Raw genomic sequence first — 17,410 nt, 5'->3', positions numbered from 1 at the left:
TGGCAACAGCTGATAGGATCTTACTCAACCATCGCATGGACAAAATACGATAAACAGCATACTGGCCGTTTTTCATTGATTCCCCGGAAGTAGGCTTTTTTATAATCCTCACTGGTTACATTGCAAACCCGGGAAAATCCGCGTTTGGTTATGAATGCCTCAATCATTCCTTCCTTAATGCCGAACTTATAAGGCTCTCCCTGCTGTGCCATGTCGCTTGCGGCACTCTTTATTGCCTGCTGATCACATGCCGTACACTGCACGCCGCATATTCCGTCCGTTCTATCGATACTGGATTCGTGGACATAATCAAAGATAATAGCGCTCCCGGTGCCCGAATTTTTTGCGATAAAGGCCAGCATCTCATCAACTGCTTTCGGCGGGAGGTAGTAGATGAGCCCTTCCATGATGAAGACAGTCTTACGTGACCTTCCGTATCCGTGTTCCAGCAACCGCTGACCGAAGTCTTCGGTCTCGAAATCAACTGAAACATATTCGACATGATCCGGGAGAGAGCCGAAAATATCTTTTATCTTTCCCATTTTCACGCTTTGAGTTTCAGGGTGGTCTATCTCAAAAACTCTAACCTTATCCTTCAGTCCTTCGATCCTGTATGCCCGGGTATCGTACCCTGCACCCAGGATTACCAGCTGCTCAAGCCCTTCGTCAATAGATCTTTTTACAAAATCATCAAAATATCTGACTCTTGCCGAAAGCGAATTGTGTACTCCGGGAAACGGGATTCTGGAAGGGTCACGAGCTGCCAATTCCATAAACATCAAATATTGCTGGCTAAGAAATCGGGAGGCATACGGGTCATAACAGATACTTTCGCCTTCTGGTTTGCAAGATTCGAGAGCTCTAACGAAAGCTACATTCTCGGCTGTAATACTTGATCTTTTTTTCTTCTCGCCAGTTTCAAAATTTTTGTTTTCCATGTTTTCCGTGTTTTCCGGTTTTTCCATAAAATTTCATCCTCTCTGAACTTGATTCTGTTTTCCTGATCCTGATTTTCCCAATTTTTTCTAACTTTTTTCATCATAGTTAGCCGGCTATAGTATCAATAATACTTGATAGTAGTTAAAGTTACTTATTGGTAACTTTAGTATTCCATTAGTAAGTTATATATGAGTTAACACTAAAGTTTGAGAAGGTGATTGTGTTGTCAAAAATGCTTCCTGAGTACAGGGAAGAAGCAAAAAAAAGAATTGTTGAAGCAGGGCTGGAGGTAATGTATGAGAAAGGATACTGTAACACTACGATGGAAGATATTGCCCGCCGCCTTGATGTCAGCAAACCCGCACTCTACCGTTATTTTAAAAATAAGGATGAGCTGGTTATAGAAAGTGCAAATTACCTCCAGACGCAGTATCGTGATATAAAAACAACCCGGAACTCGGATTTATGCCCGGTTGATTCGTGGATAGAAACCTTCGATCAAATTATGTCACCTGATATTAAAATACATGCATTATACTTTGAAATTCTCGGGATGACAGTACGCAAACCTGAAGTCCAGAAAAGGTCGGTCGAAGGCATGAAGCGCGGGCTTGATCAGCCAGCCCTTGAAATTGCAGAACAGCAGCGGAAAGGCCTTATTCCGTCCGGGGCAGATCCGCGTACCCTCGCAGTCGCTATTGTGTCGATGTTCAACGGAATGCGGGTTCTTATTCTTCTGGGCGTTGATTGGGAAGAAGTCCGTTCTCGCTGGATCGAGATACTCCGGAATTTATTCGGAATGACGGGAAAGGGAGAACAGGCAGAGTGCCCGAGAGATTGTAAATGGTTTGAGGATTGCAATACTGCACCGGAAGCATAAATGTAATATTCAGCAAGAAAAGTTTCGATCATTCCTTTCGGAACTCCAAACTTAAGAGTTTCTCCCTGCTTGCTATGCTATCCAGATGAAAAAATAGAGCCGGAAGTTTGATAGGAAAACCGAGCGACTGAAGGGCAGCAGTGGAGGAAAGGACGTTTATTTATACATATTTCAAGTGTGTGAAGAGAACGTAAAAAAAGCCAAGAAAAAAGGGATTCTGCCTTTTATGGAGGTCAGCCCCCTGAAACAACTCTCATGACTGTAAGTTTGTCGGAACTTATTATCCCGTCAAGGGGAACAGCATTACCTTCGTTTAATACGATTACAGTTCCATCATTTATTCCCAATATATCGAGCAGATTTTCGTAGGTAAGGTTCTCACCGATTTCTACGGTCTGCTCAGAAATCTCTTCCATGGCCCCACAGAGAGCTCCAGCCTGGATTCGTACATGTACTTTTTTACTCACCCAATCACCGCCGCTTACCGGAATTTAATCTACGCGCTCATCCCAAAACTCAGAAGTACGTCCCTAAATCTCGAATTTGAAACGATCAACCTATCTTCTTATTGGGAAAATCGTTCTGAAACTCTTATTGATGTGGAAATAAAATTGGTTTTGGGATGAATTCTACAATTTCTTTCATATGCCCATATGCAGTTTAGCAGAAAAACACTGAATTAGGTATCAAATTTCTATAACTCTAAATGTCGAACTTATGATTGAAGTATGTCTCCCTGACAGACTTTGCTTTCTCTTGAGCCCATTTCTCCAGGCCCATCTTCCTTATCAGCGCCAGATTATACACCTTTGTGTTATGCGGGACCACCGATGCAAGGTCTGCCCAAGGATGAAGGTTGTCGCAAGGAAAATCCGAACAGTCGGCACACGACTCAATGTCTTTGAGACTGATGCACTTATATACTTTGCACAGTCCCAGCTCATGCGTACGACGAATAGGGATGAGGCCGTTTTCCCTTCTACATCCTTTACAAACAGCTTCTCCCTCTGACAGGGTATATCCGCCTGATAAAGCCCCAGCCTGTATTTGTTTTCGGAGCTCTTCGTTATCATTTGCCAGATAAAAAGGACAATTAAAGCAGTCCAGACCGCATGGTGCGGTCAATTCTTTCAATTCTTTCAATTCTTCCAAACCCATAAAGTTACCTTCCTATACCTTAGTGTTCTCGTATTCGATCATCTGAGTCCTGAAGCAGTCATTGCTTCGACTATGCTATCCCATATCATATATCGGAACCTGACTTTCTGGAACGGATATTTTCATCCCCCTCTTGGATATGCATGACCATGCGGTACGCAAGATCTGCAACTTCCAGATTGAATTGTTGCGCAGTAATCCCATGAGTTTCCATGAACGTTTTTATAGAGGGACTCATGTGCGGAATACCTATGCTGATCAAGCCAATTAAGACAGCCGTCAAGAGTGGATTTGCATCTGATCTAAAGGTCCCATCCTCGATCCCGTTTTTTATTATGGAATGTATTATCCTGTAGTTCTCACAGGAGAACTCAATGATCTCTTTTGCATCAGGACTCAAATCTTTGTCATTCGACAGATCAAATCTTCCTGACCAGAAATGAACATGGGCTTTAGCATAGTCGGGATATTCCTGATTAAACCGGGCTGTTGCCAGGTTTATTGCTCCGACCTTGAGACCACTGGTCTGCGAGTTTTTCAATTCCTCCGTGGTAATATCACGGAAGATTTTGACTCCACGGTTAACGACAGCAAAAAAAAGCGACTCTTTATCTTTGAAGTAATAATACAATGCAGGCTTACTCAACTCAACTTCGCTTGCAATCTCGTCCATTGAGACGTTATCGTAACCTCGTGAAAAGAAAAGTTTTTCAGCTGCATTAATGATATCTTCACGTCTCTGATCTCTTTCTCGCTGTCTTCTTTCTGCCAGTGCCATTTTACATCACTTTGTTCATCTGAAATTGATATACCCGTAAATTTACTGATAGTATATAATTTACTCAAGGTCTATTTTTTACTATGAGTCAAATGATGATAAATGTTTCGATTGTCGAATTTATGGGCAATTTTCACACTGAAATCGAGTCATATATCGAGATTAAGCCACACTATATAATCCAGAAAAGATTGTTTGTATCAACCGATACTTTATAGGATCCTATTTCTCAGCTCGATTATGCAAATCCAATACATCAAAGGCTGGGAGGCTAATTGCATCGGTTGTACATAATTCAATTTTCACCCAAAAATATATAAAAATAAGATTGTAAAAATGTTCCTTATTTTTTGTCCCCACAAAAAACGAGGAGCAATTGCTATTGTCATCAAATGAGTATATCAATTTTATTGATCTCAGTCTTAAAATGGTTCAGTCTTCCAGACTGAACCTTTACTCCTGTAAATATTCCAAACATGTTTATACTCAATATCAGCTTCTTGTTCTTGTTTTATTGAAAGAGTATATAGTACAGATTATCGTGATTTTGTAGAACTTATTGACCTCATGAACATTAATAAAGGAAAAATTTGACATTGATAAGATTCCTCATTACACTACTCTTCAAAAGTTTCTATCCAGAATTCTTTCGTCATTATTTAACATAATTTTGTCAAGAACTCTAAAGCTATATTATTCACTGGAGAAAATGAATCGATCACAGCAATCGATGCAACTGGATTTACGAGTTCTTATGCAAGTCATTATCATTCTCGAAGAATAGGGAAGCTCGAAGGAGCTTCCTGAAAACTTCAATATCAGTAGACATTGATAAAAAAGTAGTATTAGGATGGAAAATTAGTCAGAAAACAGATCATGATGTCAAACATGCAAAAGCTCTGATAGGACAATCAAATAAGTCAAGAAAATCTGAATGTTATGTGATGAATAAAGGATATGATTCTGAAAAAATTCATGTCTTAATTAGGGAAGAAATCAAAGCAGACTCAATCATACCTTTAAGAGTAAGAAAGAGAAAGAAAATCAAAGGAAAATACAGAAAACAATTGAATTTAAGATTTGATAAAATTAAATACAATAAACGGAACATAGCGGAAACAACGTTTTCTGTTGTCAAAAGGAAGTTTGGAGAAGCACTAAGGGCGAGAAGGTTCTTTAATCATGTCAAAGAAATAAAAATTAGGTATTGTTAATTAAATATAGATAACTCTTTATTTCTGTGTTTCATCAATAGAAGAACAGAGTACTTTAGCATTTCAAGACTCTTCGTATAACACTTTATCTTTCGTCTCAACCTTGCCAGAAAGTGTCTTAATATGCCGTTATATCCTTCAACTGTATACGTTTCTGCTTTGGATTGAGTATGAATAGTTTCAGGAATAAACTCTGCATATGCCCTCCAGGGATCAGTCATCACTTCTCCAATCTCTTTCTTCTTTAATTTTTCCCAGAGTAGTTGTCCAGTTTTCGTTCCTCTGCTACCAAAAGAGCAGTTGATGAACTTTTTCCCAACTCTATCAACAGCAATCCAGATCCAGCAATATTTTTTTTGTTACCGATGTAAGTGTGCATCTCATCCAGTTCAACAATAGATTTCTCATTTTCGCTTTTTAGCTCCTCTATCTCCTGACCAAATTTCTTTATCCATTTTTGGACAGAAACATGACTTACCCCTAAAAATCGTCCTATTGAGCGAAATCCTAATCCCTCAAGATAAAGTTGCAAAGCCTGTCTCTTAACTAAAGGAGAACTAGCTGTTGATTTTAGCTCGACTGAATAGTTATATCCACAATCGTGGCATTTGTAACGTTGACGTCCACAAACTATACCGTTTTTTGTGTGATTGGAATTTTTGCATCTTGGGCAGTTCATGCAAAAATATAGGTTTTCATAATATATAACTATAATTAACTACCAATACCAAATAAAAAAGTTATAGAAATAATTTGCATCAAATTAAGGATTTCTACAGAGCCAAAAACCTATTTACTTAAGTGGTTTCATGGGAAAAACCCATGGGAAAATATCATAGACGTGATTTTTTATCGGGCTGAAGCTGCTGTCTGATAGATCCTTATAATCAACACCTTCCCCATTCCCATAGTCAACACCTTCTCTATCACCTTCCAGTTTAACCAACCAGGCATTTTCATTTTTAACGCCTGCGGCTATGTACCCGCCGTCTGAAGTCTGCTGACCGGAATAGAGCGTGCAATTTGGAAATACTTTTATCCACTCCTGATTACCTTCGCTATCCGTTTTAAGTATGAAAGCAGAACCATCTATAACATAAGAAAAAGAATCATTATATCTTCCGGTCAACACATAACCATCGTCTGAAGTCATCGAAATCGAGATTGCAGCATCATCTCTCGGTCCGCCAAAGGTCTTATTCCACTGCTCCTTACCATATTCATCGGTCTTGATAAGCCAGATATCATCGTTTTTTGTTTCACTTTGATATATTGAGCCGGCAATTACGTATCCACCGTCAGGGATCTGCTTAGCAGAACCTGAGAATTCAGAACTATTCTTTTTACCAAAAGTCTTATTCCACTGCTGGTTTCCGTTTATGTCATATTTAGTTAATCTAATATCGCTCTCAACAATCACTTCGTAATTATTTTCAATCTCATACTCAACCGTATCTACAATTATGTATCCCCAATCCGAGGCACGTTCAGCCTTATATTTGAGATAATCCTCGTGAGTGATTTCATCTGAGACCTTGTTCCAGACCTCATTTCCATTACTGTCGGTCCTGACCAGCCAGGGTTCAGCATAGCCGGAAGGAAACGTATAGCCTGATAACACATAACCGCCATCCGAGGTCTGGCTGGCAAAGTATCCCTCATCAAAATACGTCCCTCCGAAAGTTTTATTCCACTGCGGATTCCCCTTTTCGTCAACCTTGATAAGCCAGGCATCCGGATAACCTTTCGTACCTTTGCCGTATGAGGAGCTTATCCCTGCAACGATATACCCATCGTCTGAAGTTTGTCGAACACACCAGGAGCTATCTTCACCATCTCCGCCAAAAGACCTGTTCCATTGTTCTGCAGGTGCTGCTGCAACGGCTACATTCGAAAACTGCGAAAACAGAATTAAAATAAGAAGTATCCGGAACATTCTATACCCTGCATTTTTCTGAAACATTCTATATCCTGCATTCTTAACCATTCTATCACCCCAAAAATATATACGCTTCTGGGTTATATTCGACGATCTTGATTGAGGCTCTCAGCCTTTATCAGCAGCAAAGTCGATTTCTTGAACTGGTTAAACTTATTTTTATTAATTTCTTATAAGTTTTCTGACCATAATCTCTAACAATCAAAGAAAGGGAGAATTATGAAGTTTAAAAGGAGATTAAAAAAGCCATTTTGTGAATCTGTCCAGAAAAAGCCTATAACTATTTATCAATAAGTTATTAATTTCTGTTAAATGTATTAAGCCAAACCTGATTTTAACTCCATAAATCGGAGGCTAACCGTGAGAAAAATTATAAAATATGGAATTTTTCTGGTTGGGGTTCTTTCTTTGTTGATATTATATGCTTTAACTTTGTCCGATCCTTCAAACTACGGTACCAAACTCGAAAACAATAGCAATGAACCCCTTGGTCTTAACATATATATAGACTTCATATGGTATACCCATGAGGAGCTAAGAGACCACTTCGATACTATTGTAATTGGTACAGTTAAAGAAATACTTCTATCCAGGTGGAACACAGCAGACGGGAAACAACCACTTAAATTACTTAATAAATTTGAATATCCTGACGACATCATTTACACTGACATTGTGATAAGTGTTGATGAATACCTGAAAAATCCGTCATCGTCTGGAGAGCTTATAGTAAGAGTCACCGGTGGGACGGCTGGGGATTTCAGAATGACTACAGATGCTGATCCAAGTTTCAGCACCGGCGAAAAGGTTTTGCTCTTTCTGAGATAAGACACTAACCCGCATACAAAGGATATTGGTCCTGAACACTTCATAGTTACGGATTTTTACTGCGGTAAATATACATTAACCGAGGATGGGAACGCTATAACCCCTGCTGAAACGGTTACTCTGGAAGAATTGTTGAGTACAATAAATCAAACCAAATAACACAGGCGATACCAAAGCATCAGGTAATAAAGAAACAGCAGGCAAACAGGAAGGAGTCGGTTCTACGATCCAGTCAAAAAGAATTCCTTTCATGAATTTATTCTGGACGCTTGGAGCAGTGCCAGGAGCAGTTCTGATTGTAAGACACAGTGTAAGACACAGGTAAAAATAAGGTTATTTCAGATCTCATTTAATGGCTACTCTGCTTCATTAAGAAGGTATCACGAGTTTATTATGACGCCGGATCAAAATGTTCTGGAGAGGGGAGAAAAATGAGTACATATAGCAATGGCATTCTTTTATTCAGGTTCAGGGATGAGAGACTCGAAGTAATGCTGGTTCACCCCGGTGGTCCAATCTGGGCAAAAAAAGACCATGGTGTGTGGTCGACACCCAAAGGGTTGCCCGAAGAGCATGAATCCCCTATTGATTCGGCGAAAAGATAATTTAGAGAAGAGACGGGTCTTGAATCTGACGGCGAATTTATTGATCTGGGGGAGTTAAATCAACCTAATAGAAAAATAGTTCATATATGGGCTCTTGAAATGAATCTATGTAATATATAGGGGTTAGTAAATACTCTGAACGTTCTTAGCTGGGAAATAAACCTTAATAAGCCTTCTTTTTAATTCACTGTTCAAAAAACGTAGATGAAGTAACATGCATTGTAGTTTTAAATTTATTTCATATGATTGTATCACTCAGAAAAAAATTGTAATATATTATATCACATTTCAAAAAAAATCATATACATGAGGTTTCATTTTTAATTGGTGGTTAAATGAATGAAGTGCAAATATTGTGATGAAGAGATGTATCTGGCGTTTACCGACGAACGGGTCTGTAAATGTGGTAGAAGATATGAGGTTAACGGCTATTTTATTTCTCATTGAAAAAATAACTAAATAAATGTTAAATTTTTAAATTTTTATTTTCGTAAATTCTGTTTTCAGGGTATGGTGATAATATGATAAACTATAATGACAAAGAAAATCCAAATCAGATGCTTGTTAAAGCATTTATTATACCAATTGGTGTGACGATAATAACACTCGTGGCGATGTTTTGTGTAGAGGCTATCAGTGAATCGTTTGCGGCAATATTGTTTTTTATTGGTCTCCTGATTACGTCCGGGTTCGCGGTTATGTATTGGGTAGCAGCGTGGAGGGTATTGACCTATAAAAATCGCAGCCATTGGTGGTATATATCAATGTTGGGTGGCGGGTTAGTCGGTCTAATTGTAATCACATTGTTGGGAAACAGGAGTGATGACCCTAATTATGATGAACACTAGATGAACACTAATCAAAACTGCGGTTTTATGTCCGTTCATTAAAATATGGTTGAATCTCAGGTGATTTGCGGGGCTTATAGGGTGGGTTGGGATGTTTGTACCTTCCTGCCTGTCATATGTAAGCATCTAGTACCATGAAAACTTAATTATGGATCATCAATTTAGATCAAAACAATATCATCTGATGGTAGTCATTAAAATATATGTTCAACATTTGGTTTTTCACGATACTAGTACATCGATTCCAAATTATGGGAAGAATTGGACTTTGAAATCAGCACTGGTCAATGTTTTTTCTATGAGAAAACCACAAGCGGACAAGAATAAACACGAATTGAAAATATTTGTGTTCACTTGTTTTTATTCATGGTTTATTGAGGATATATGGAATCGATGTACTAGTGTTTCATCAAAGATTCTTCTTGAATCTTGGTCAATCTGGGAGGGCCTCCATCTCCTTGGGGATGTCAAAACGAGAAATAAAGTTATCTGAGGTTTTACCATTTTTCTTTAAATTACTTCTTTTTTTAAAATAACAATAAAAAAAGATTATTTCATCGAAATATTATTTATTGGTCTTTAAAATACTATTTCAAATCAAATAATAAGGATTATACCTAATTAAACCTATTTTAAGGTACCAATCTAAAAATAAACCTTAATAAGGTATAATCCATGATAAAAATTGTTGGTAAGGGATATAAGTATTTTTTGCTTCAGTTGAGTGACTTTTTAGAGATTACAAAAACAATAGTTGTAAGCTTGAAGAGTGTTGAAGGCAGGAAAAAATATGAAAAGATATTTGGAAGAAAATTCGAAGACAAAAAGGATAATTCCAGAATCCTTACCGTTCACGTTAACCAGTCAACGCTTGCAAGCTTTATAGGTAATTTTTTTGAAAAAACGATATGTATCACCACTTTCAAGGACCATTTTCTTTTTAAAAATTCAAAATTTAAAATTATGTTCCTGAAGAGTGATAAAAAGAATAAGAAAAAAGCAGAAAACAGTAGACTTTGTGTCATATCTACGTATCAAAGAGTACTGTCTGATTTCTTTGAGGGCATGATAAATGTCCTCAAACGGAAAATTAATGTCCCTTACAAGGTTAAACCTTTAATTGTGAAGAGTAAGGACTATATGGAGAATGTTCTTCCTCTGAGTCAAATACTCGCTTTTCAAAATCTTAAAAAATTTAGAGGATATTTGAGGAACATTTTTGAATTAAACCCTTTGCTTGGTTCTTATTTTAATGACATTCAGGTATCAATGGTGTATAAACCTCAACTTGAAGAATTATCTTTCAATAATATTTTCAAGCTAGAGTTATCAAGATGCAAACTTGGATATTCTAATCTTGAATCATTTATCAGAGATTACAACCAGAACCAAGCTCTAAGGAATGAATTAAAAATCAAAAGCGGAGAAAAGATTACTCTTTCTTCTTATCGACGAAACCTAAAAATAATTTATCCTTATCTGGACAGATATGCAGAATTACTGATCCAAGAATGTAGAAATCTTAACCTTATTGGTGACAAAATCTGGATTTGGGATCGAAGATTTTTTGAGTGTAATTGCAGTGGTTTGAAAAATAAAGAGACTGGACAGCTTTCCGATCCAGATGCTGGACATTATGTCAAGAAAACAGGTAAATTTAATGTATTATCAGGAACAGGATACACTGATACATGTATTGTTGATAGCTGGTGGGGTTTACCTGTTTATTGGGATGCAGTAAATGCTAGCAAAAATGACAACACCATATTTCAGGATACAATAAATCAATGTATGAAATCAGCAACAGAAAAACCGTTTTTTGTGATCGCTGATGCAGGACCTGATAGTCATCTTTCCAATGAAACAGTAATTGAGAAAGGGGTTATTCCAGTCATAGCTGCAAGAGCGAACAGTGTTGGAAATATCTTGAAAACAGAAAAGGGGAACCACTTCAGAGCTCAATACGTCCCAAGAATTTATCATAAATTGCTTGGAAAATTGTACAATATAAGAACCACTGTTGAAAGGAAAAATTCAAACGATGTTGTTGGATACAATAGATCAAAAACACCAACCAGAGGAAGTGAATGGGCTAAAATCTATGTATCGATAAGCAATATTGCCGCATTACTTACGGCACTTACAGCTTTTAAAGTTGGAAGACATGATCTGATAAGAGCACCAGGAGCTTTTAGAACCTGACTTCCCACTAATTTAGGCACAACTCCTCTTTTTGCTTTATTTTCAGTGCCCTATCTATCGAAAAGTATATATTTTTATGTGCCTAATTGTTACGCATAATGAAGCCATTTACAAGAGTCAAAGTAATAAAAGGAATTGAATACCTCTATGAGATCACTCCTTATTACGATCCTGTAGAAAAGAAAATCCGACAGAAAAGCAAGTATCTTGGGAAACTTGTGAACGACCAACCAATAAAAGTTCGCTCTCAAAAGAAACCACTGATATCTATCCCTGAAAAGGTACTCTCCTATGGAGAGTACCTTCCCCTCTTAAAAATCATAGGAGAGTTAAAACTTGATCTGCTGCTTAGCAAAAGCTTCTCAGAAAAACAAGCGTGGTCGATCTTAACTCTTGCGATGAATCACATAATAAAACCGCTAGCTTATGATCACATTGAAGAATGGTATGAAGGTACTGTTCTCTCTAAGGATCATCCTGAACTACCTCTTTCCTCTCAATCCATTTCAAACCTTCTGGACTCTATTGGAAATAGTGCTGTACATATTGATTTTGCAAAGTCCTTGATAAAAGAGGTATGCACTTCCAATACTCTCATTTATGACATCACCTCCATTTCGACCTATTCACAGATGATTAGCCTGCTGGAGTACGGTTATAACAGAGATAATCTCGATTTGCCACAAATAAATTTCTCGATGATCGTGGATAAGGAAAAAGGGATTCCTGTGATGTACGATCTGTATCCAGGAAGCATATCGGATGTAACTACATTAAAAAACACGATCAAGAAGCTTCAGGAGGAAGGAGTCCATGATTATACTTTAATCATGGACAAAGGCTTCATTTCAACAGCTAACATAGAATCACTTGTGTCCAACGATCTTTCTTTCATAGTCCCACCTTCACAAACGATTAAAAGTGTGAAGGAAAAAACGTCCGAGATACACAAAACGATATATGACCCGCAAAATCTCAATGTCTACGAAGGTGAACCTATATTCACGATGCAAGTCGACATTAACGTTGGAGAGTTGAACGTAAAAGGTTATGCCTATTACGATCAAAAGCGAGAACATCAGGAAAGAAATAGTTTTTTCAAAGGTCTGCATGCAACGCTTGAGATGCTTGAAAAGGTAGATTTAAGACGTTGGATGGATCTTAAAATGGTGTTTATTAGTCTGGCAAAGAGATATGCTTCTTATTTGACATGGAAAGTCAAGGACAATAAGTTTGAAATTAAAGTAAAGAAGAATGCAGTGTCACAACGAGTAAACAAGATGGGAAAATTCATCCTGCTGTATAGGGGAAATCTGGAGTGGGATGAGTGCCTTTCACTTTACAGAAGCAAAGATATAGTTGAGAAAGGATTTTATTTCCTTAAAAATTACATAGAAGTTCCACCGGCAAATGTCAAGAAAAACAGCACTTTAAAAGGGCATCTGTTCATCTGCTTTGTTTCTTTGATCATTAGAATGAAGCTGATGAAGGAAATGAAAGAGGCAAAACTCAACAAGAAGTTCTCTGTTGAAAGCTTGATCGTGCAACTTGAAAAGAACAAAATTCTCCTTCTGTCAGAAGGAGAACAAATTGTCATGGAAAGGACAAAAAAGCAAAAAGAAATATTAGATGCGCTTGGAATATGTGCCTAATTCGATGGGAAGTCAGGTTAGAAGGTTGAATATCTGAGCAAGTAAAAGCAATTTTTTTAAAAAAAAGGAAGTTTAGTGCTTTTAATTTGATTTTAAAGCATTAATAGTGAAATTGGCAAAGGCTCAGTTATTTCTCCTTTCCGGATTTTAAACTTTTTTAAGGGCCCGGCGTGCTATATGCACAGGTAGGCAGTTTTTCCGTCTTCTCCAGGCACAAGCACGAATTCCACAGGCTGCTGCGTAAGCGGGTGATATGTGGCGAAACGATGCTCTCCGACTTTTTTGACAGGGGTTTCAAGTTCGCCCAGTTTCAGGAAGATCTGGCCGTCTTTTCCTACAAGTTCCAGGGAAAGGTTCGGGGTGTTGAAATAGCTGCCCTCATAAGAGGCCATCTCTTCTTCGCTTATCGGGAAAGATGCGACTGTTTCTGTATCTTCCGGCCTGTCTGCCGGCGTTTCCGTATCCAGGGGCAAGAAGAGTTCCATTGCTTGTTCAATACTTTCGTGAAGTTCGGAGCCGTAGGTATTGGTCATGACGATCACTGCAAAAAGGTGCTCCGGTACCATTAAAAACTGGCAGGTAAACCCTTCCAGGCCTCCCTTGTGTCCCACTACATCCACACCGCGGTGCTCGTAAAGGTAAAGCCCGTAGCCATAACTTCCATTATCATAGCCGCTAGGAACCGGAGTGCGGGGGGTGGAAAGTTCCCGGATAAGCGAAGGTGAAAGCACTTTTTTCCCTTCAAGTTCTCCTTCATTCATAAAAGCTATCGCAAATTTAGAAGTTATATTTTCATCATTCCTCAGCATTTTGAGTTATTAAAAGCTGGATTAAAACAGTTTCAGGGATTGTTTCCGGTCCTTTATAATTCGCAGGAACAGGTCAAGAATAACGAAAATATGAAATTCTCACTCCATCTCGTTTCTTTAGGCATCAACCTTTAAAACAACCTTTAACAAATACTGAGCGAAGAATTTTTTGTTTTATCCCGAAATTATTTCGCGCTAAATATGTCGGTTGTAATCCCTTATCTTTTGTGAAACTTAATGGAAAAAAGATACGTTGGATCATTGCTCAAAAATCGAAAGGTGAATCTACCTCGACGATAGCTGAGATCCAGGGGATCTCAGCCCGTCGAGTTCAGCAGATCTACAAAGAATACGTTGAAACTGGTCAGCTTCCTCAAGTTGGCATTAATCTTGGAAGACCAAAGAACCCCTTATCCTCCTCTGATAAGGAATTGATTGACCAAACTTACTCTGATTATAAGTTTGGAGCCTGTTACCTTGAGATTCTCATCGAAGGCAAATATAATCGTAAGATATCTCATAACAGAATCCATAACTATCTACTTAGCATGGACCTTGCCAAGGAAAACCGAAAAAAGAAACAGAGAAGAAAATGGTGTAGATACGAACGCGAACACAGCATGTCTGCTGCACACATCGATTGGCATGAGAATCCCCTGTTAGGACTGCAAGTCTGTGCCATTCTTGATGATTCATCAAGAATGATAATTGCAGGTGGAGAGTACGTTCATTGCAACACGGAGAACACCATTAAAGTGATTGATGAACTTGTCAAAGAGTACTGGGACATATACCCTTTAAGAGAGCTCATTATGGATCATGGAAGTGAATTCGGGGCTCACAGGATTAATAAGGATGGTTCATGGGATAGTGACTTTAAAAGATGCATTGAAGAACTTGGAATCAAACCAATACTTGCAAGGGTAAGACATCCTCAGACAAACGGAAAAATAGAGAAATGGTTCGATACATATCAAAGGTTTAGAGGAGAGTTTGAATCATTTGAAGAATTCGTACAGTGGTATAACAAGAGGCCACATGGAGCTTTGAAACTTGAACAGTTAGAATCGCCACAGGAAGCATTCTGGAATAGATTACCAGTTGAGGCAAAGTTCAGAATAGGAGTGAGATTGTTTGGGTGGTGAAAACATGGACAAGAGGAAAAAAGTTTCAAAGCGAAATTATTTCAGGACAAAACAGTTGTAGAATTTTTTTAATTAATATAAATATTATTCACTTGAAATCGGAAACAGTAATGGCAGTTTTTGTCCATTAACATATAACTTTAGTTGATAAATCAGGAGAGCTGCTAGAAAATATAGGTGCCTTGTTATAAAGGTTATAATACTCACCCTTTAATTCAAGCAACTCATCGTGTTTTCCACTCTCAACAATCTCTCCTTCTCTTAGTACATAAATTACATCCGCATTTTTTACCGTGGACAACCGGTGTGCGATGGTTATTACTGTCATATCCTTTGAGATTCTATCAATTGATTCCATCACACGCTGTTCAGCTATGTTATCAAGTGAACTTGTTGCTTCATCCAGGAGCAAAATTTCAGGCTTTCGCAAGATTATCCGTGCAATTGCAATACGTTGCCGTTGTCCTCCTGAAAGTTTGATGCCCTGGTCACCAATAATTGTCTCGTAACCTTCAGAAGTCGACATAATGAATTCATGGGCATCGGCAAGTTTTGCAGCTTCGATAATTTCGTCATCATTGCAATCCAGACCAAACCTGATATTTTCTTTGATGGAGTCGTGATAAATAAATGTCTCCTGCCCGAGATACCCCAATCTCTTTAAATAATCCGAATGTTTAAATTCATTAAGATTTGTTTCATCGATGATGATTTCTCCGGATGTCGGCTGATACAAAAGCGCTAGCAGGTTTGCAATTGTAGTTTTTCCGGCACCGGAATTACCTACGATTGCAGTTTTTGTGCTTTTTTTAATTGTAAACGACAAGTTCTTGATAGTATATTTTTGAGTGTCATTGTATCTGAAAAAGGCATTTTTGAAAATAATCGAGTTTTGGAACCGGAATTCTTTCTTCGGCACATTATTAAGATAAATGCTCTCACTATTGTTCTCCTGCAGAAAATTGTATACGGCTTCAATTGCAGGAAGCTGCTGTACTATTGTACCAAACTGTGACTGGCAAGCGTTTAGGGCGGGTATTGTCCTGTAAAGAGCAAGCAGGAGCGTTCCAAATATTCCTATGTATGGTAAAAAATGACCATCAGTTATATAATAAAGCCCTGCAGCCCCAAGTGCAATAATCTGAAAAATTAGAAGGTTATTTGCTGCGCCTGGAAGTCGTTGAAGAATCATAGCAAATACGTAACTTCTTCTAATATTATATACCGCTTTATTATAATTGCCGGCCCAAAAATCGATTGAATCGGTAATAAATATTGTTTTAATTCCTGAAATAAACTCGTTATATATGACCGATTTTGCACGTGCGAAGCGGTTCAAAACCAGTGAATGTTTGTAAATCCTCGAAAAAATAATGTTTTTCATGAAAAAAACATAAATGGCTCCGAGAATCAGCATTAAGGTACTGATCTTAAAGGACAAAATAAAAATAAATGAGAGGTAGAACAGACAAAACAGTATATTCTGAAGAAACCCCACCACATTAAAAACAGCAAGTCCTGTCTGTTCAACTGCCTGTTGCCCGATATATAGAATATCACCCTGCTTATGGCTGGCAAAATATTCATATGGCCGATTTTTCAGTTTATTAAAAACCGAGCGATCAGTTGTATCTCTTACAGTAGCAAATGTTTTGCTCCCAAGATATGAAACGCTTACTTCTACTCCTGCAATTATTATACTTATAATACTGAGCACAATAGCATATACAAGAAATGGATGAAGATTTCCAAAGCTAACAGACTGATAAATCCTGTCAATTAAAGTGGAATTCTGATTAATGTTGAGCCCATAGTTAATAAGCGGATAGATGAGAAACACCCTCAAAACATCCAACAAGCTGAAGACAAGAAGACTTACGAAATAGATGCCTAACAGTTTCCTATGTGGCCTGAACAGGAAATAGAGTATTTGAAGCGAATTATTCTTACTGGTCATTAGAACAAATTCCCTGGAACGTTTCTGAAATTACATTTTTCTCTTTTTTTAAAGTTGATAGACCCAATCATCTATTATATGAGCCTTGAAGCACTATTAATGTTTGAAGTCCGCTTCGTCCATGACTCAAAAGCGTAAACTGTTTTTTAATTTACTGGAAGAATCAGTGTAAATGTATGGACGTTGACTATATATACTTATCTATTGTTTCATTATACGTACAAATTAGCCTGATTCTCCTGCTAATTTATTTTGCACAAAAAACTCTGAGAAATCTAAAGGATTAAAACACAACCAGTTGGCACATTAAACGCTGAAGCTCCGGCAGAGATATTGTTTTATGTGGGTACGGAGAATTCAAATGTTAACATCTTTGAGGTGTGTTGAATGTATTGCAGATATCTCATAACAGTGAATCCAGATTCCGATAACGAATTCTACACATGTGAAGTTGCC

General features: G+C 37.9%; 15 protein-coding genes. 7 read left to right on the top strand and 8 right to left on the bottom strand.

The genetic code is table 11. The annotated features are described in order from the left end of the window. Nucleotides 1-20: 20 nt before the first annotated feature. Nucleotides 21-965, bottom strand: a complete 945-nt coding sequence (locus MA_RS15475; RefSeq protein ID WP_052279188.1) for a class I SAM-dependent methyltransferase — start codon at nucleotides 963-965, stop codon at nucleotides 21-23. Nucleotides 966-1,171: 206 nt separating this feature from the next. Between MA_RS15475 and MA_RS15470 the strand changes: the two genes are divergently transcribed. Then, the gene (locus MA_RS15470) at nucleotides 1,172-1,819 is read left to right on the top strand and encodes a TetR/AcrR family transcriptional regulator (RefSeq protein WP_048066429.1); all 648 of its coding nucleotides are present in this window, start codon (nucleotides 1,172-1,174) and stop codon (nucleotides 1,817-1,819) included. A gap of 233 nt (nucleotides 1,820-2,052) precedes the next feature. Here MA_RS15470 and MA_RS15465 read toward each other — a convergent pair whose 3' ends face one another. The 3 genes from MA_RS15465 to MA_RS15455 form a co-directional block, all read right to left on the bottom strand. Then, on the bottom strand, nucleotides 2,053-2,286 hold the full coding sequence (locus tag MA_RS15465; RefSeq protein WP_011022894.1) for a MoaD/ThiS family protein: 234 nt from the start codon (nucleotides 2,284-2,286) through the stop codon (nucleotides 2,053-2,055). 235 nt (nucleotides 2,287-2,521) lie between these two features. Then, nucleotides 2,522-2,977, bottom strand: a complete 456-nt coding sequence (locus tag MA_RS15460; RefSeq protein ID WP_011022893.1) for a DUF3795 domain-containing protein — start codon at nucleotides 2,975-2,977, stop codon at nucleotides 2,522-2,524. 85 nt (nucleotides 2,978-3,062) lie between these two features. Then, nucleotides 3,063-3,755, bottom strand: coding sequence for a TetR/AcrR family transcriptional regulator (locus MA_RS15455; protein ID WP_011022892.1), 693 nt, complete (start codon nucleotides 3,753-3,755; stop codon nucleotides 3,063-3,065). A 713-nt stretch (nucleotides 3,756-4,468) separates the two neighbouring features. Between MA_RS15455 and MA_RS29825 the strand changes: the two genes are divergently transcribed. Beyond that, nucleotides 4,469-4,969, top strand: coding sequence for a transposase (locus MA_RS29825; RefSeq protein WP_342636700.1), 501 nt, complete (start codon nucleotides 4,469-4,471; stop codon nucleotides 4,967-4,969). Here MA_RS29825 and MA_RS25735 read toward each other — a convergent pair. Both MA_RS25735 and MA_RS15435 read right to left on the bottom strand, forming a co-directional pair. Further along, nucleotides 4,966-5,648 (bottom strand): IS1 family transposase gene (locus MA_RS25735; protein WP_085984851.1). Its coding sequence is split into 2 segments (ribosomal slippage): nucleotides 4,966-5,325 and nucleotides 5,328-5,648, totalling 681 coding nucleotides; the frame shifts between segments, so codons are not numbered across the junction. The two genes, MA_RS29825 and MA_RS25735, sit on opposite strands and share 4 nt — an antisense overlap. A 114-nt stretch (nucleotides 5,649-5,762) precedes the next feature. After that, nucleotides 5,763-6,956 carry a hypothetical protein gene (locus MA_RS15435; RefSeq protein ID WP_011022889.1) on the bottom strand — a complete coding sequence of 398 codons (1,194 nt, stop codon included), beginning with the start codon at nucleotides 6,954-6,956 and terminating at the stop codon, nucleotides 5,763-5,765. A gap of 312 nt (nucleotides 6,957-7,268) precedes the next feature. Here MA_RS15435 and MA_RS15430 point away from each other — a divergent pair, with 312 nt between their 5' ends. The 4 genes from MA_RS15430 (at nucleotide 7,269) to MA_RS15405 (ending at nucleotide 13,043) form a co-directional block, all read left to right on the top strand. Continuing rightward, complete coding sequence (locus MA_RS15430) at nucleotides 7,269-7,736, top strand: hypothetical protein (RefSeq protein ID WP_011022888.1); 468 nt, start codon at nucleotides 7,269-7,271, stop codon at nucleotides 7,734-7,736. A 431-nt stretch (nucleotides 7,737-8,167) separates the two neighbouring features. Continuing rightward, nucleotides 8,168-8,341 carry an NUDIX domain-containing protein gene (locus MA_RS28845; protein WP_226990626.1) on the top strand — a complete coding sequence of 58 codons (174 nt, stop codon included), beginning with the start codon at nucleotides 8,168-8,170 and terminating at the stop codon, nucleotides 8,339-8,341. Between the two features lie 1,523 nt (nucleotides 8,342-9,864). Continuing rightward, on the top strand, nucleotides 9,865-11,391 hold the full coding sequence (locus tag MA_RS28120; protein WP_011022887.1) for a transposase: 1,527 nt from the start codon (nucleotides 9,865-9,867) through the stop codon (nucleotides 11,389-11,391). A gap of 98 nt (nucleotides 11,392-11,489) precedes the next feature. Continuing rightward, nucleotides 11,490-13,043 (top strand): IS1634-like element ISMac12 family transposase, encoded by a 1,554-nt coding sequence (locus MA_RS15405; protein ID WP_048065563.1) that lies wholly within the window; start codon nucleotides 11,490-11,492, stop codon nucleotides 13,041-13,043. 173 nt (nucleotides 13,044-13,216) lie between these two features. On the opposite strand, the gene MA_RS15400 is transcribed toward MA_RS15405, so the two are convergent. After that, nucleotides 13,217-13,804: a serine hydrolase gene (locus MA_RS15400; protein ID WP_157860271.1), complete on the bottom strand. Its 588-nt coding sequence runs from the start codon at nucleotides 13,802-13,804 to the stop codon at nucleotides 13,217-13,219. Between the two features lie 275 nt (nucleotides 13,805-14,079). On the opposite strand from MA_RS15400, the gene MA_RS15395 reads away from it, so the two are divergent. Then, nucleotides 14,080-14,997, top strand: coding sequence for an IS481-like element ISMac4 family transposase (locus MA_RS15395; RefSeq protein ID WP_011021141.1), 918 nt, complete (start codon nucleotides 14,080-14,082; stop codon nucleotides 14,995-14,997). Nucleotides 14,998-15,124: 127 nt separating this feature from the next. Here MA_RS15395 and MA_RS15390 read toward each other — a convergent pair whose 3' ends face one another. After that, nucleotides 15,125-16,954 carry an ABC transporter ATP-binding protein gene (locus MA_RS15390; RefSeq protein WP_011022884.1) on the bottom strand — a complete coding sequence of 610 codons (1,830 nt, stop codon included), beginning with the start codon at nucleotides 16,952-16,954 and terminating at the stop codon, nucleotides 15,125-15,127. Between the last annotated feature and the right edge of the window lie 456 nt (nucleotides 16,955-17,410).

This window comes from Methanosarcina acetivorans C2A (assembly GCF_000007345.1).
Lineage (GTDB): Archaea > Halobacteriota > Methanosarcinia > Methanosarcinales > Methanosarcinaceae > Methanosarcina > Methanosarcina acetivorans.
The sequence above is the reverse complement of the archived record's forward strand: the minus strand, read 5'-3'. Positions and strand labels throughout refer to the sequence as shown.

Coding starts and splice junctions, on each gene's coding strand:
- MA_RS15475 (WP_052279188.1), bottom strand. CDS start 965: ATGGAAAAACCGGAAAACACGGAAAACATGGAAAACAAAAATTTTGAA.
- MA_RS15470 (WP_048066429.1), top strand. CDS start 1,172: ATGCTTCCTGAGTACAGGGAAGAAGCAAAAAAAAGAATTGTTGAAGCA.
- MA_RS15460 (WP_011022893.1), bottom strand. CDS start 2,977: ATGGGTTTGGAAGAATTGAAAGAATTGAAAGAATTGACCGCACCATGC.
- MA_RS15455 (WP_011022892.1), bottom strand. CDS start 3,755: ATGGCACTGGCAGAAAGAAGACAGCGAGAAAGAGATCAGAGACGTGAA.
- MA_RS15435 (WP_011022889.1), bottom strand. CDS start 6,956: ATGGTTAAGAATGCAGGATATAGAATGTTTCAGAAAAATGCAGGGTAT.
- MA_RS28845 (WP_226990626.1), top strand. CDS start 8,168: ATGAGTACATATAGCAATGGCATTCTTTTATTCAGGTTCAGGGATGAG.
- MA_RS28120 (WP_011022887.1), top strand. CDS start 9,865: ATGATAAAAATTGTTGGTAAGGGATATAAGTATTTTTTGCTTCAGTTG.
- MA_RS15405 (WP_048065563.1), top strand. CDS start 11,490: ATGAAGCCATTTACAAGAGTCAAAGTAATAAAAGGAATTGAATACCTC.
- MA_RS15400 (WP_157860271.1), bottom strand. CDS start 13,804: ATGAATGAAGGAGAACTTGAAGGGAAAAAAGTGCTTTCACCTTCGCTT.
- MA_RS15390 (WP_011022884.1), bottom strand. CDS start 16,954: ATGACCAGTAAGAATAATTCGCTTCAAATACTCTATTTCCTGTTCAGG.